Consider the following 14,565-nt stretch of genomic DNA (forward strand, 5'->3'; position numbering starts at 1 on the left):
GCTGCGAGGCATTGAGCTAACCTGTACTAATTGCCCGTGAGGCTTAACCATACAACACCCAAGGGGTTTTGTGGACTCAGATGTACAGACCTTGAATGCGTTTGAAGAGATACTTTTACAGCTCTATTAAATAGAGAAGCAGCTTTCCGAATTTTAAAATTTGCTTGGCGACCATAGCATTGTGGACCCACCTGATTCCATGCCGAACTCAGAAGTGAAACACAATAGCGCCGATGGTAGTGTGGGGTTTCCCCATGTGAGAGTAGGACATCGCCAGGCTTTAAATTAAATCTTTAGGTTGACCAACCTGGGGATATGGACGCTCACTAAGTGAGTTGACCACTGCGGAGTGGTAGTTCAGTTGGTTAGAATACCGGCCTGTCACGCCGGGGGTCGCGGGTTCGAGTCCCGTCCACTCCGCCACTTATTCAGAGGTTCAGCTCTTTAAAACTGAAATAGGGGTGTAGCTCCAATTGGCAGAGCAGCGGATTCCAAATCCGCGTGTTGGGAGTTCGAATCTCTCCACCCCTGCCATATTTAAGGCTCTAGCAGATATGCTAGAGCCTTTTTGCTTTTTGAATCTAATATACATACGCCATTAGCAGAGCAGCGGATTCCCCGACTTACCAAAACAGCGCGTGTTGGGAGTTCGAATCTCTCCACCCCTGCCATATACGAAGCCTCAGCAGAAATGCTGGGGCTTTTTTGCGTCTGTTGCTTCTTCGAAGTAATGTTGTGAGCTAGATCGCCAGCCCGGTCTAATCTCCGGAGTGCCGGCTCAGTCCACCCCTGCCATATTTAAGGCTCTAGACTGCGCGTCCCGGCAGAAATGCTAGAGCCTTTTTGCTTTCTATTATTTGGATGTTAACCCTCTCTCCAAATGAAAATTCCTCTTTATCTTCAAAATATCATCCTCGATATGCACCTATTTCCTAATGACGACTAGTATGAAAATAGAGATCATTTATTTGGAATTGTTATGAGGTTATTTTGTACATCAGCTCTTATCTTTTGTTCGTTTTACGTATCGGCAACCCCATGGGAAAAAGAAAAGAGCCCGACAAGAAATTCAACCTCATCTATCGGTAGTTACGCTAATGGCTGTCTAGACGGTGCGCAGGCTTTGCCAATTGACGGTCAAGGTTACCAAGTGATTCGTCCTCAGAGAGAGCGCTACTATGGACATACAGAGGCCATTCAGTTTATTGAAAGGCTAGGTGTGACCGCGAGCGAACAGCTCAACACTAATTTATTGGTTGGTGATATTTCTCTACCTCGAGGAGGGCGCTTTTCGTCTGGTCATTCAAGTCACCAGACTGGCTTGGATATTGATATATGGTTAAGGCTCACTGATAAGAGGCTGTCCGAAAATGAACTCGCTGTTCCTAAGCCAATCAGCGTTGTCGATCTTACCAACTACAAATTGCGCAAATCGAATTGGACTGATGATCACTTCCAAGTCATTCGCTATGCCGCGAAAGATGAAAAAGTGGTGCGTATTTTTGTCCATCCAGTGATTAAACAAGCCCTTTGTGAACAAGAAGATCCTGATGACAATGATAGAACCTGGTTAGGCAAAATCAGGCCTTGGTGGGGTCATCATTCCCATTTTCATGTTCGCTTAAAATGCCCTAAAGGCAGTTCTAACTGTATCGCTCAAGCAAATCCGCCTAAAGGTGATGGTTGTGGCGATGAACTTGCAAGTTGGGCTCCGCAGACCATTCCAGTTCCTCCACCTAAAAAAGTGGCTAAAACTAAGAAAAAAAAGAAAGTTAAAGTGATGCCGAGTCAGTGTTTGGCCTTGATATCGAATAGGTAATGTATTTATCGAGGTGTTTTACAGTGGTAATGCCACTGGTTTTCGCGATTCTAAAACTGGAGAAATGTCACACTTTTGTCTAGAGTTTATAAACACGTAATTAAGAACATCGTTTGATATCAAAACAAACGAATAACGACAAGAGCAAAAATAACGATGAATTTGATAATGCTTGGTCAGGGATGGCGTGTTTCTTGGGTGAAAGATGCGGCTTATGTGAAGTATATGAAAATCAGAGTCTGATACCCGTCTATAAAAATTCAAGGATAAGACAATGACTATGATTTGCGCGAGGGAATTCTCTAAATGGTTAAGACATAGGTTCAATAGTGAGAAGACTGGTATTTCAATTTCTAGAGAAGATATAAACCAGCTAACCGGTCGACAGCGGTTAGATCCTAGTTTTGTTAATGATGTTCATTATGAACTGATGCAGTATGGAATGGCGTTTGTCACTGATACCAGTCGGGAGAGTTTTTATTTGGTACCTGTATCCCAAACTAAAAATTGGCGAGAACAACTTGAATACCAATTTGAGAAAGAGATGTTCTGCAACATATATCCCATTGAAAAATCGGGTTAAAAAAAAGGTTCAACTTGATGATTAAGTTGAACCTTTTATCTTTTAGGTCAAGCCTTGAATAATGACAAACTTTTCTAATAATTCGTCGTCAGTTTCAATATGGTTTGGGTCAGTGATTATGCACTTTGTAATAGGGCACACTGACTGACATGTTGGCTTCTCATAGTGACCTTTACACTCAGTACATAAATCAGGATCGATTTCGAAGATACTGTCACCCATCGTGATTGCGCCATTTGGGCATTCTGGGTCACACATATCGCAGTTTATGCACTTGTCAGTTATTAACAGAGCCATTGCTTTCTTCTCAGTAGAGTTTCTAGGTAAAGTTATTTACCTGAAGCGTTACGTGTATCTTGGCCTGCGCTCAAGTTACGCATTAACAAACCAAATTCTAGGTCAAGATCAGCCGGTACTGGAATAAATACAAAGTGACCGTTACCTTTTGCGTCATCTACTGGCTGAGATTTACGGTTCTCCATAACTTCTAATTTGAAAACGATGTTACCTTTTGGTGTCATCATTTCTAAGCTATCGCCAACTAGGAACTTGTTCTTCACTTCGACTTCCGCTAAGTCACCACGGCGGTTGCCAGTGAATTCGCCTACGAATTGTTGAGTATCTGATATTGAGTAACCGTACTCGTAGTTTTGGTATGTGTCGTGAGTGTGACGACGCAAGAAACCTTCAGTGTAGCCACGGTGAGCTAGGCTCTCTAGCGTACCCATAAGGCTCTCATCAAATGGTTTGCCTGCAACAGCATCGTCGATAGCTTTACGGTAAACCTGTGCTGTACGTGCACAGTAGTAGAAAGACTTAGTACGACCTTCGATTTTCAGAGAGTGAACGCCCATCTTCGTTAGGCGTTCAACGTGTTGGATTGCGCGAAGATCTTTTGAGTTCATGATGTAAGTACCATGCTCATCTTCAAACGCTGCCATTTTCTCTTCTGGTTTGTGTGACTCAGAAAGCAACACGACTTCGTCAGTTGGTTTACCAAGGCCTAGCGTGTTATCTGGACGTTCATTTTGAACTTCAACTTCTTGCGCTTCTACTTCTTGAATAGCTACACCAGTTGGATTAGCTTCAACGATTTGACCGTTTTCGTCTTCTTTCGCAGCTTCTGTTTTGTATTCCCAACGGCAAGCGTTAGTGCAAGTACCTTGGTTCGGGTCACGTTTATTCATGTAACCTGAAAGTAGGCAACGACCAGAATAAGCCATGCATAGAGCACCGTGAACAAAGATTTCTAGCTCTGTTTCTGGGCAGTGCTCGCGAATCTCTTCGATCTCTTCAAGTGATAGTTCACGAGACAGAATTACACGTTCAACACCTTGGGTAGACCAGAATTTTACAGTCGCCCAGTTTACAGCGTTTGCTTGAACTGAAAGGTGGATCGGCATTTCAGGGAACGATTCACGTACCATCATGATAAGACCAGGATCTGACATGATAAGAGCGTCAGGGCCCATCTCAACAACTGGCTTAAGGTCGCGAATGAATGTTTTTAATTTAGAGTTGTGTGGCTGAATGTTACATACAACATATAACTTTTTGCCTTGAGCATGAGCTTCATCGATACCGATTTGTAGGTTTTCGTGATTGAACTCGTTGTTACGAACACGAAGGCTGTAACGTGGCTGGCCTGCGTATACTGCATCTGCGCCATAGGCGAATGCGTAACGCATGTTTTTAAGGCTTCCTGCCGGTGATAATAGTTCAGGTACAAATGGTTTCTGTGTAGTCATTGCTTCGTTCTCTAATCTGATCTCAAGTCAGGTTGATACCACCAAGTGATATCAAAGGGGCGCAAATTTTACGCTAAAATGAGTTTGGTTGATAGCCCTAAAGATAACAATGGTATTAAGAAGCGAGTCGATAGGTATTGATAAGCGGGAGTAGGAAAGAAAATAAGCTCAGGTATCGTCGATACCTGAGCATCAAATCGGAACAATTAAGCGTTAGGTTGAGTTAACCCGCCTAATGATTCAAATAAGTTTGGAAGGAAAACACTGAACTCACCACAAAGTAGAGAGAAATCTGCATCAAAACGCGCAGCTTGATCTTCGCGAGGAATGTCGTCGTTTTCGTCTTTTAGTTCATCACTGAATTTCAGGCGCTTGATGCTGCCATCTTCTGCAAGAATGAACTCAATGCGATCTTGCCAGTTGATCAGAAGCTTAGTCACAACTTTGTTGGCTTCGATGTGGTTTTTAATCTCATCAGCTTCTAGTTCTTGTTTCTTAACTCGAACAATACCGCCGTCTTCTTGGATTGATTTAAGCTCGGCTTCATCGAGCATGGTGATACCTTGAGGCGTATCACCTGATTTCACCCACTCTGTCAGAGTCGTTTCAATCGCTTGCTCTGGAATAGCGGGTACTACTGGCAGGCTACCCATAGTTTTACGTAGTAATGCCAATACATCTTCAGCTTTTTTGTAGCTGCTAGCATCAACCACAATAAAGCCTTCTTTCGGCATGATCAGTGCGTAAGTGAAGTTACTGCGGCTGAAAGCACGAGGAAGAAGATCGATGATGATGTCTTCTTTTAGGCTGTCTTTCTCTTTCTTTTTTAGAGGAGTACCAGACTCTGCCTCAAGCGTTTCTACTTTTGCATTCAATGAATCTTTGATAACAGAAGCTGGAAGCATTTTCTCTTCTTTCTTAGCACAGATGAGAATGCGGTTTTCTGATACATGCGTCATCATATCGCCGTGTCTACCCATCGCATTTACCCAACCAAACTTCTGTTTGTCTTGGCTACCACAAGGGGTAAAACGGAACTCTTCAAGTTGTTTCTCTAGCTGATCTGCGTTGAAGTCTATATCACGATTAAAGCGATAGACGAGGCAATTCTTAAACCACATAAATATTTCTCATACCTTTATCTGAAGACGCTCATCATAGGAGATTTCGATCCATTTGTCTTATACCTGCAATAAAAATTAAAAGTGAAATGTTTGAGACAGTTATATGAAAATTTGTTTTCAAAGGTCACAAAAGTGTCATAATTAAACCAGATAATGCAATGCGTTGATTAAATACTAAGGCTATTCAATTATGTCGAGAAGGATTCTGGTCGTTGAAGATGAAGCACCTATTCGTGAGATGCTGTGTTTTGTACTTGAACAAAAAGGCTACCAAGCAGTAGAGGCTGAAGATTACGATACAGCGGTAAACAAGCTATGTGAACCTTTCCCAGATCTAGTATTACTAGATTGGATGCTACCTGGTGGTAGTGGGATAAACTTTATCAAGCACATGAAGCGTGAAGAGTTAACTCGCAACATCCCAGTGGTGATGCTGACGGCTCGTGGCGAAGAAGAAGATAAGGTGCGTGGTTTAGAAGTGGGCGCTGATGATTACATCACCAAGCCATTTTCACCAAAAGAGCTCGTTGCTCGCCTGAAAGCGGTTATCCGCCGTGTAACGCCTACTGCACTAGAAGATGTGATTGATGTACAAGGTCTTAAGCTAGACCCAGTATCTCATCGTGTTACCGCAAGCGAAGGTCCAGTTGATATGGGACCAACAGAGTTCAAAATGCTGCATTTCTTTATGACTCACCAAGAGCGAGTGTACAGTCGAGAGCAACTACTGAACAACGTTTGGGGTACCAACGTTTACGTTGAAGATCGCACTGTTGATGTACATATTCGACGCCTGCGTAAAGCACTTGAATCTGCAGGTCACGATAAGCTAATCCAAACGGTTCGCGGCGCGGGCTACCGTTTTTCTACAAAGGCTTAATGTGGCTTCGCTACCCAGTTTACGGAGTCCTGAATGGTTGAAAAGTTAACCTGGAAAAAGCTGGCTTGGGAGCTGGCTTTTTTTTACGCACCTTGGGTTTTAGTCGGTTGGATATTCGGCTACTTACCTTGGTTACTGCTGGCTGCTACGGTATTGCAGCTCGGCTGGCATCTACATTATCAAATGCGTTTATCCGCTTGGTTATGGGATGAAAAGCGTTTAACACCACCGTCAGGTTCTGGAAACTGGGAATCTCTGTTTAACGGTATTTATCGTATGCAGCAGAGGCAGCGTCGCAAACGCAAAGAACTGACTAACCTGATCCGCCGTTTCAGGAATGGTGCTGAATCCTTACCCGATGCCGTTGTGGTGTTTCGTGGTGAAGGAAACATCGTTTGGTGTAACAAGCTTGCTCAATATTTACTGGGCTTTCGCTGGCCAGACGATTCTGGGCAACCTATCTCCAACTTGATCCGCACGCCGGACTTCATCAAGTACCTTAATAAACAAGATTTCTCAGAGCCGTTAGAGATGCCGTCGCCACTTAATGTGGAGCGTATGCTCGAGCTTCGTATCGTGCCGTATACCGAGGGCGAACACCTCATGGTAGTACGTGATGTTACTCAGCTAAAACAGCTAGAAGGCATGCGTCGTAACTTTTTCGCTAACGTTTCTCACGAGCTACGCACTCCAATGACCGTACTTCAGGGCTATCTTGAAATGACGGAAGATCCAGACATGGTCGTTGGGCCTATGTGGCCTAAGGCTCATGGTGTGATGACCGAGCAGTTGAATCGCATGAACAGCCTAGTGAATCAGCTTTTAACACTTTCAAAAATCGAAGCTGCACCGATGCATGAGCTCGATGAAGTGGTGAATGTTCCGGCTATGCTTGAGGTTCTTGAAAAAGAAGCCGCAAGCCTAAGTGGTGATCGAGAACATAAGCTTGAATTTGATATCGACAAGAGTCTACGAGTTCTAGCTGATGAAGATCAGCTGAGAAGTGCGATATCGAATCTGGTTTATAATGCAGTTAAATACACACCACCGGGCGCAACGGTTAAGGTGCGTTGGTACCAAACCAGTCAAGGCGCGTGTTTGGACGTGTCAGACACCGGAGACGGTATTGAACCACAGCATTTACATCGACTTACAGAGCGTTTCTACCGTGTTGATAAAGCGCGTTCACGCGATACTGGTGGTAGTGGTCTTGGGTTAGCGATTGTGAAGCATGCTCTTAGTCATCATGACTCACATTTAGAAATTCAAAGCGAAGTTGGCGTTGGTAGCCGATTCCATTTCACGCTACCTAATCGATTGACCGTGTCATGAGTTTTTTGACTCGCAGGATGCGTTTACCCGTCAGCTTATTGTTAACATTTGCTTTGGTTAACCCAGTTCATGCCGAGCAGGGTGTCGACTCACTTCCTGATTACGCTAAAGTTCCGGGTATTTCAGGGAGCCTATTGTCTGTTGGTTCGGATACCTTGGCGGGTATGACGACATTATGGATGGAAGAGTTCAAGTCTTACTACCCGAATGTGAACGCTCAAGTTCAAGCTTCTGGTTCTTCTACTGCCCCTCCTGCGTTAACGGAAGGCACTGCTCACCTTGGACCAATGAGTCGTCCAATGCGCCTACGAGAGGTCGAAGCGTTTGAAAGAGAGCATGGCTATAAGCCGACAGCCCTGAGAGTTGCTATCGATGCGATTGGACTTTTTGTGCATCGTGATAACCCTATTGAAGGGCTCAACTTTCACCAGATTGACAGTATATTCTCAGAGACATTGCGCTGCGGCGCGACTAAGCCACTAAATAATTGGCAAGATTTGGGCATTGACCAGCCGTGGGCAAAACATCGATTCCAACTGTTTGGTCGTAATTCCGTTTCGGGAACCTACGGCTATTTCAAACAAAATGCACTGTGCGGCGGTGATTTTAAGAACCGAGTTAATGAGCAGCCAGGTTCTGCATCGGTTGTACAGTCGGTTGCTTCATCAATCAGCGGGATAGGGTACTCAGGTATTGGTTATCGAGTGGCCGGTGTTAAGTTAATTCCTATCGCAGAGTATGGTTCTGATTATGTAGAGCCGACTCGAACGAATACCTTGAGCGGTGATTACCCTCTATCTCGCTTTCTTTATGTGTACGTGAATAAGCACCCAGATAAACCACTTTCTCCTGTTGAAAGAGAGTTCCTCACTTTTGTGTTCTCAAAGCAAGGGCAAGAACTGGTAGAGAAAGATGGCTATTTAGCGATACCGTCAGAGTTCGCTGAGCAAGAATTGGCAAAAATCGGACTCTGATTTAGGTACTATGAACGTAGAAACTTAACGTAGAAACCTAACGTATGAACAGCTTGCTAGCCGCAGGCTGTTTTTATTTTGTCGGCGCATCATTCAAGCTTCAACGACCAACCAGCATCTTGCCAGCGTCGTTGTTCTTCTTTGAGTTCATAATCAATCAGTTGATTTTCAGCTAACCAGTCGATGGTATCTTCTTCTAAATACCAACTCTCATCTTGCTCAATGGTTAATTTTACATTCGGTATTGGCGATTGGCTTCGCTGTCGATTGAGCAGGATTGCTATCCTCAGTATTCGAATTAACAACGCTATCTGCGCTGTATTGAATAGCGTGAGGTCCGGTAAGTCACTAAGCTTAATCGCTTTTCTTTGATAGCGAACTAATGCTGAGATCAAACGTTGCTGCTCAGTATTGAAACCGGGCATAGTCGTATGTTTAAGCAGATAAGCTGAATGACGGTGATAGCCTTGGAATGCGATGCTTTGTCCCACTTCATGAAGCAATGCAGCCCATCCAATCAGATCATAAAGTTCATTATTTACCGCAGTACTCACCTGAGGTTGCGCTTGTTTCAGTAATGAAAGGGCGAGTGCTTTGACTTTCTGGCCATGAACTACGTCAACATGGTATCGAGAGACAAGTGTTTCGGCGGTTCTTGTTCGAACATCAATATCTTTAAACCGATCTTCCATGTCATAAAGCACCCCTTCTCTTAAGGCACTATCGGAGAAATGCAATTCATTGATGTTTAGCATATCCATAGCTGCTGAAAGAATCGTGACGCCAGCGGCAAACACCGGCTTTCTTTCATCGCTTAAACCTGAAAGGTCTAATCCCTTAGAAGATGGAAATTCACATAAGTGGTTCTTCAAATAGGATAGGCGTTGCGGCGTAATGAGACCATCGGTGAACCCTAAGCCAATGAGTACCTCTTTTATTGATTTGGCGGTACCTGATGAGCCAAAGGCAACTTCCCAAGAGATTTGTTTGTATTCTTCAATTAATGGCATCAACTGGCGAGTAGCAGAGACATAAGCATCGGAGAAGTGCTGTGATGTCAGCCCTCCATCGGCAAAGAAACGCTGAGTAAAACTGACGCATCCCATCGGTAAGCTACGCATTATTTGGGGTGTAAAGCCTTGTCCTGCGACGATTTCGGTACTCCCGCCACCTATATCAATAACTAATTTAGATTCGGAAGCGGCTTGAGTGTGCTCTACGCCGTTATAGATAATTCGAGCTTCTTCTTGACCTGAGATGATCTCTATTGGAAAAGGAAACAATGGTTTAGCTTGCTCTAAGAAGTCTTTGGTATTTTTAGCCTTTCTTAGGGTATGAGTCGCGACGACTCTGACATCATCAAGTTCAAAATCCGCTAGTCGTTCTGCGAATACCTTGAGGCACTCTAAACCTCGCTCGATAGCGCTTTCGGATAAGAAGTTATGCTCATCCAACCCATCGCCTAATCTCACTTTCTGTTTATGTCTGCTGACTAATTGCAGGTGTTGATCGAATACTCGGGCAACCACCATATGAAAGCTGTTCGAACCTAAATCGATAGCGGCAATACATCGAGAATGTTTGTTATCAATTAGCGGCATGATTTCTTCTCTTGTTTGTACTTCTTGCGAGCAAGTTTCTCCATACGTTTAATATAGTGGTAAGTGGAGAGTTGTGATGTCGGGTAATCGAGTTGGGTTGCTGGCGCTTCTATGTAAGGGTTGCTCATCGATTGGTCTAGCACTCGAGCTTTTTTGCTGTCATCGAAATGAAACTCGGTGATATCGATAATGGTTTGCTTGATATTTGGATCTAAAATTGGAGTGGCGACTTCGATCCGATGATCGAAGTTTCGCGTCATCCAGTCAGCTGAGGATATATAGACTTTCGGCTTTCCAGCGTTACCAAAGATCATCACTCTTGGGTGTTCGAGAAAACGATCGACCACACTGACAATCTCAATATGGTCACTGATGTTGGGTATGCCAGGGACAAGAGAGCACATGCCACGAATGACCATTCTCACTTTTACATTGACTTGGCTGGCCTGATAGAGCTTCTCAATGATCTCTCGGTCGACCAAATTGTTGAGTTTTAGAGTGATGCTTGCAGGCTTGTTCTCCATCGCGTTTTGTATTTCATTATCTATCAACTGATACAGACGTTTTCTTGTATTCTTCGGTGACACAATCAGTTGTTTGAACTGTGATTTTTGATAAGGGTTTTCAATATATTTAAAGACTTGTCTCACCTCTTGGGTCAAATCTTCATTCGCAGTGAGCAGAGAAAAATCGGTATACACGCGCGCTGTTACTTCATGAAAGTTACCGGTGCCAATATGGGCGTAATGCGCCGTATGCTTGCCTTCTTTCCGTTTAATGAGCAGCAGTTTGGAGTGGACTTTCAAACTTGGGATGCCATGGATGACTTTTATACCGGCTTCTTGAAGTTTCTTTGTCCACTGAATATTGGCTTGTTCATCAAAGCGAGCTTGCAGCTCGACAACCACTATGACCTTTTTTCCATTGTGTGCCGCATCGATGATTGAGCTAAGGAGTTTGGAGCCTTCTGCAACACGGTAAACGTTTATTTTGATGGAGGTTACTTTCGGGTCAAAGGAAGCCTGCCTCACGAGCTCAGTGATGTGATTAAAGGTGTGATAAGGGTAATGCAACAAGATGTCACGAGCTTTGATCGCTTCAAAATAGTTTGGATGGTGGCTCAAATGGGCGCACTTAATCGCGGGTAATGGGCGATTAACTAAATCACGTCGGTTAAGGCTTGGGAACTCAGAGAAATGTTTGAAGTTGTGGTAGCGACCTCCGGCGATAACACTGTCGTAGTCAGACAGTTTTAGTCTGACTTGTAAGAAACTGAGCATTTCAGCTGGCATTTCTGACTCATAGATAAGACGTATCGGTAGTGCCGTTAAGCGCTGTTCTAAACCTAAAGACATCGATTCTAATAGGCTGCTTTCATTGTTCTCTTGAAGGTCATAATCGGCGTCACGAGTCATTTTTATAGCAAAGCAACGCACTGAGTCATACTCAAAGAACCCTTTAAGTAAGTCATCTAAACAAAATCGAACTATATTATCTAATAAGATCAAAGTAGTACGCTGAGAACCCGAGGTGTCTGGTAATTTAACAAATCGAGGGAGTGCTTCTGATGGGATTTCGAGTAATACGTATTGAGAAGATGCCTCACGCTCGATGTCGATGGCTAAGTAACTTTGCTCGTCTTTCATAATATTGAGCAACTGGCGATCTTCGTTCAAGAGAAACGGAGTTAAATGTGGCAGCACTTTTTTCTTAAAGTACTTTTTGATCCACTCACTTTGCTCTTCGCTGATTTGCTGTTCGTTGACCAAAAAAATACGATTGCGCGCCAGTGCCAACAATAGGTCGTTATACAACTCATGGAATCGAGCATCGAGCTTACTTGCTTTGCTCTGCATTTGAGTGAGTAAGTTTTTCTGCGAGTTGGCAGGTAATTGAGGATCTTGAAGTAAGATCTTTCGTTTCACGTCAGCAAATCGGACCTTGTAAAACTCATCGAGGTTTTTTGAGTAAATACCTAAAAAACGAACTCTTTCGATTAAGGGCACTGACTTGTCGGCTGCTTCTTGGAGCACTCTTTCGTTGAAGGATAACCAGCTAAGTTCTTTTGTGACATAGTCTTTTTCCATCGAGATGATAATCCTTGAGTGCTGGCTATAGAGCTGATTACTTTAATTTAGAATGACAAAATTCACAAAATCTATGATCTTACTTTAAGAAATATGGTCAACAAACTTGTTATTAGTTTCAGTTGTTTAACGTAACTTGTAATATAATTGTCATCTAACGTACATATTATGTCAGTAGCTAAAAAAAGGTAGATAAACAGATGGCTTCAGCCCAATTTTCATTGAAAGAGCGTGACAAAAAAAGATGGTTGAAAGATCGTCTCGTCCGTTTTTCAGTGACATGTGGTGCCGTCAGTGTTCTAGCTGCTCTGGTATTGATCTTTGTTTACTTGGCGATGGTCATTTTACCGGTGTTTTCTGATACTGGTTTAGAGACAGACCAAGCCGTAAAGACCGTTGCTGTAGAAAAGCCTATCGCCTTATCTGTTGATGAATACGGTCAGCATGCATTTACTATTGAAAAATCTGGCTTGGTGCAGTTTTGGGATTTAGAGTCTCAAAATACACACTCTTACTTTGAGCGAAATGTTTTAGCCAATCCTGTTGCCTTCTCTCGAAATACCCCATCAGAAAACTGGTTTGCCTTTGCCGATAGTGCAAGCAACCTTACTTTTTTCTATCCTGAGTATAGTGCGCCTGTGCTGCAAAAGGGCAGTGAAGCCGATCCTAAAATTGAGCAAATCGATCTCCCTGAACCATTTTTAAATGATGAATCGTCAAATGGGACGACAATCGAAAAATTCGCGTTCTCGAAGAATGGACGTGGTATCACGGTTGCCGCTCAGCTAAGTGACCAACGAGTCTTAGTGAAGTGGTACCAAAGTGATGTTACGGGTCAGTATGTTTTTCAGAAGAGCCAATGGTTATCGGATAAGTTGGGCTTGCAGCAACAGTTGTTAGTCACACCTGATGGCCAAACCTTATATCTCCGAGCCCAATCGGATTTAGTGGTTTTGAAGTTATCCGATAGCGGCTTCAATGTTCGTGAAGTGATTGATCTTAGCTTGAATGATGCGAAGCACTCGGTGAAAAGTATCGATTTACTGTCTGGAGCTTATTCACTGTTGGTTACGCATGAGGACGGACAGGTTTCTCAGTGGTTCGATGTACTCAAAGATGAAAAGCGTAGCCTGACCCATATTCGAGACTTCCAACTTGCTGAACAAGTGCAATTTATTTTGCCCGATACTTATAGAAAGGGTTTTTATAGCTTCTATAAGAACGGCACATTACAAAGCCACTATACGACCAGTGAAAAGCTGTCGCTGTTCGAGCGCGCATTTGATAAATCACCACAATTAGCGGCTATGTCTGCCAATGAACTGCATCTGGCGACGCTGATTGATGGCACCATCAGTGTGGCTAAGGTCGATAATGAATACCCGCAAATATCATTCTCATCGCTTTGGCAAAAAGTCTGGTACGAAAGCTACCCTGAGCCACAATATGTTTGGCAATCAACCTCGGCGAATGATGACTTTGAAGAGAAATTCAGTTTAGTACCCATTACGTTCGGTACCATTAAGGCCGCTCTGTTTGCGATGATGTTTGCCGTGCCGGTTGCTGTGCTCGGAGCCATTTACACCGCATACTTCATGTCTCCACGAATGCGAAGAGTGGTTAAGCCTTCGATAGAGCTGATGGAAGCGCTTCCAACCGTCATCATCGGATTCTTGGCTGGCCTTTGGTTTGCTCCAATTGTCGAAACGCATTTAACGGCCGTCTTCTCATTAATGGTGTTATTACCGTTGAGTACATTGTTGACGGGGTTTGTTTGGTTCTGCTTGCCGAAGATGGTGACGAGTCGTTTCTCTAACGGTTGGCATGCCCTAATATTGATCCCGGTATTGGTGATTACTGTGGTGGCCGTCTTTGCTGGTGGAAACAGCATTGAAGCCTTGCTGTTTGGTGGTGATATTCGTACTTTCTTGGCTAGTTATGGCATCGACTTTGACCAACGCAATGCGCTGGTCGTTGGTTTTGCTATGGGTTTTGCTGTCATTCCAACGATTTTTACTATCGCCGAAGACGCTATTTTCTCTGTGCCTAAACATTTATCCGATGGCTCATTAGCGTTGGGTGCGACGGCGTGGCAGACCCTTATTTATGTGGTGTTATTGACGGCTAGCCCAGGTATCTTTTCAGCGGTCATGATGGGGCTAGGGCGAGCGGTTGGCGAAACCATGATTGTCTTGATGGCTACAGGTAATACACCGATTCTCGATTGGAATATTTTGGAAGGGATGAGGACGCTATCCGCAACGATTGCTGTCGAACTACCAGAATCAGAGGTGGGTGGTTCTCACTTCCGCTTGTTGTTCTTAGCGGCACTCTTGCTGTTTATTTTCACGTTCGCGGTGAACTCAGTCGCAGAGTGGGTTAGACAAAGATTGAGAGATAAATATCGTGCGCTGTAG

The 14,565-nt window shown here is 43.8% G+C and carries 11 protein-coding genes, 2 tRNA genes and 1 rRNA gene; 9 read left to right on the top strand and 5 right to left on the bottom strand.

Going from position 1 to position 14,565, the window contains the following annotated elements:
• Nucleotides 1–163 precede the first annotated feature (163 nt).
• The 5 genes from rrf to AACR09_RS00025 all read left to right on the top strand — a co-directional run bounded on the left by rrf (nt 164) and on the right by AACR09_RS00025 (nt 2,402).
• A 5S ribosomal RNA gene (rrf, locus tag AACR09_RS00005) occupies nt 164–279 on the top strand.
• Between the two features lie 67 nt (nt 280–346).
• Nucleotides 347–423 (top strand) — tRNA-Asp (locus AACR09_RS00010).
• 34 nt (nt 424–457) lie between these two features.
• Nucleotides 458–534, top strand: a tRNA-Trp gene (locus AACR09_RS00015).
• A gap of 445 nt (nt 535–979) precedes the next feature.
• On the top strand, nt 980–1,819 hold the full coding sequence (mepA, locus tag AACR09_RS00020) for a penicillin-insensitive murein endopeptidase (protein WP_108162626.1): 840 nt from the start codon (nt 980–982) through the stop codon (nt 1,817–1,819).
• A 274-nt stretch (nt 1,820–2,093) separates the two neighbouring features.
• The gene (locus AACR09_RS00025; protein ID WP_004735060.1) at nt 2,094–2,402 is read left to right on the top strand and encodes a hypothetical protein; all 309 of its coding nucleotides are present in this window, start codon (nt 2,094–2,096) and stop codon (nt 2,400–2,402) included.
• 42 nt (nt 2,403–2,444) lie between these two features.
• On the opposite strand, the gene AACR09_RS00030 is transcribed toward AACR09_RS00025, so the two are convergent.
• The 3 genes from AACR09_RS00030 to rdgC form a co-directional block, all read right to left on the bottom strand.
• Complete coding sequence (locus tag AACR09_RS00030) at nt 2,445–2,699, bottom strand: YfhL family 4Fe-4S dicluster ferredoxin (RefSeq protein ID WP_004735061.1); 255 nt, start codon at nt 2,697–2,699, stop codon at nt 2,445–2,447.
• Between the two features lie 32 nt (nt 2,700–2,731).
• Nucleotides 2,732–4,150, bottom strand: a complete 1,419-nt coding sequence (gene trhP, locus AACR09_RS00035; protein WP_017090971.1) for a prephenate-dependent tRNA uridine(34) hydroxylase TrhP — start codon at nt 4,148–4,150, stop codon at nt 2,732–2,734.
• 206 nt (nt 4,151–4,356) lie between these two features.
• On the bottom strand, nt 4,357–5,271 hold the full coding sequence (rdgC, locus tag AACR09_RS00040) for a recombination-associated protein RdgC (RefSeq protein ID WP_004735063.1): 915 nt from the start codon (nt 5,269–5,271) through the stop codon (nt 4,357–4,359).
• A gap of 193 nt (nt 5,272–5,464) precedes the next feature.
• On the opposite strand from rdgC, the gene phoB reads away from it, so the two are divergent.
• From phoB to AACR09_RS00055, 3 genes are read left to right on the top strand one after another with little or no spacing between them, the layout of a single operon-like run.
• Nucleotides 5,465–6,154, top strand: coding sequence for a phosphate regulon transcriptional regulator PhoB (phoB, locus tag AACR09_RS00045; RefSeq protein WP_004735064.1), 690 nt, complete (start codon nt 5,465–5,467; stop codon nt 6,152–6,154).
• 33 nt (nt 6,155–6,187) lie between these two features.
• Nucleotides 6,188–7,486, top strand: a complete 1,299-nt coding sequence (phoR, locus tag AACR09_RS00050) for a phosphate regulon sensor histidine kinase PhoR (RefSeq protein WP_004735065.1) — start codon at nt 6,188–6,190, stop codon at nt 7,484–7,486.
• Entirely contained in the window at nt 7,483–8,460 is a 978-nt protein-coding gene (locus AACR09_RS00055; protein WP_193835841.1) for a PstS family phosphate ABC transporter substrate-binding protein, read from the top strand. The genes phoR and AACR09_RS00055 overlap by 4 nt, the downstream gene beginning before the upstream one ends.
• Before the next feature lie 89 nt (nt 8,461–8,549).
• Here the strand turns inward: AACR09_RS00055 and ppx are convergent, their stop codons facing one another.
• On the bottom strand, nt 8,550–10,061 hold the full coding sequence (gene ppx / locus AACR09_RS00060) for an exopolyphosphatase (protein ID WP_193835842.1): 1,512 nt from the start codon (nt 10,059–10,061) through the stop codon (nt 8,550–8,552).
• A complete protein-coding gene (gene ppk1, locus AACR09_RS00065) occupies nt 10,052–12,148 on the bottom strand; it encodes a polyphosphate kinase 1 (RefSeq protein WP_193835843.1) in 2,097 nt (698 codons plus the stop codon). Before ppk1 ends, ppx begins: the two co-directional genes overlap by 10 nt.
• 200 nt (nt 12,149–12,348) lie before the next feature.
• Here ppk1 and AACR09_RS00070 point away from each other — a divergent pair, with 200 nt between their 5' ends.
• Nucleotides 12,349–14,565 (top strand): ABC transporter permease subunit, encoded by a 2,217-nt coding sequence (locus AACR09_RS00070; protein WP_017087860.1) that lies wholly within the window; start codon nt 12,349–12,351, stop codon nt 14,563–14,565.

It is taken from the genome of Vibrio sp. OPT20, assembly GCF_963889365.1.
Taxonomy (GTDB): Bacteria; Pseudomonadota; Gammaproteobacteria; order Enterobacterales; family Vibrionaceae; genus Vibrio; species Vibrio splendidus.

Coding starts and splice junctions, on each gene's coding strand:
- AACR09_RS00030 (WP_004735061.1), bottom strand. CDS start 2,699: ATGGCTCTGTTAATAACTGACAAGTGCATAAACTGCGATATGTGTGAC.
- phoR (WP_004735065.1), top strand. CDS start 6,188: ATGGTTGAAAAGTTAACCTGGAAAAAGCTGGCTTGGGAGCTGGCTTTT.
- ppx (WP_193835842.1), bottom strand. CDS start 10,061: ATGCCGCTAATTGATAACAAACATTCTCGATGTATTGCCGCTATCGAT.
- AACR09_RS00070 (WP_017087860.1), top strand. CDS start 12,349: ATGGCTTCAGCCCAATTTTCATTGAAAGAGCGTGACAAAAAAAGATGG.
- AACR09_RS00025 (WP_004735060.1), top strand. CDS start 2,094: ATGACTATGATTTGCGCGAGGGAATTCTCTAAATGGTTAAGACATAGG.
- mepA (WP_108162626.1), top strand. CDS start 980: ATGAGGTTATTTTGTACATCAGCTCTTATCTTTTGTTCGTTTTACGTA.
- ppk1 (WP_193835843.1), bottom strand. CDS start 12,148: ATGGAAAAAGACTATGTCACAAAAGAACTTAGCTGGTTATCCTTCAAC.
- rdgC (WP_004735063.1), bottom strand. CDS start 5,271: ATGTGGTTTAAGAATTGCCTCGTCTATCGCTTTAATCGTGATATAGAC.
- AACR09_RS00055 (WP_193835841.1), top strand. CDS start 7,483: ATGAGTTTTTTGACTCGCAGGATGCGTTTACCCGTCAGCTTATTGTTA.
- trhP (WP_017090971.1), bottom strand. CDS start 4,150: ATGACTACACAGAAACCATTTGTACCTGAACTATTATCACCGGCAGGA.
- phoB (WP_004735064.1), top strand. CDS start 5,465: ATGTCGAGAAGGATTCTGGTCGTTGAAGATGAAGCACCTATTCGTGAG.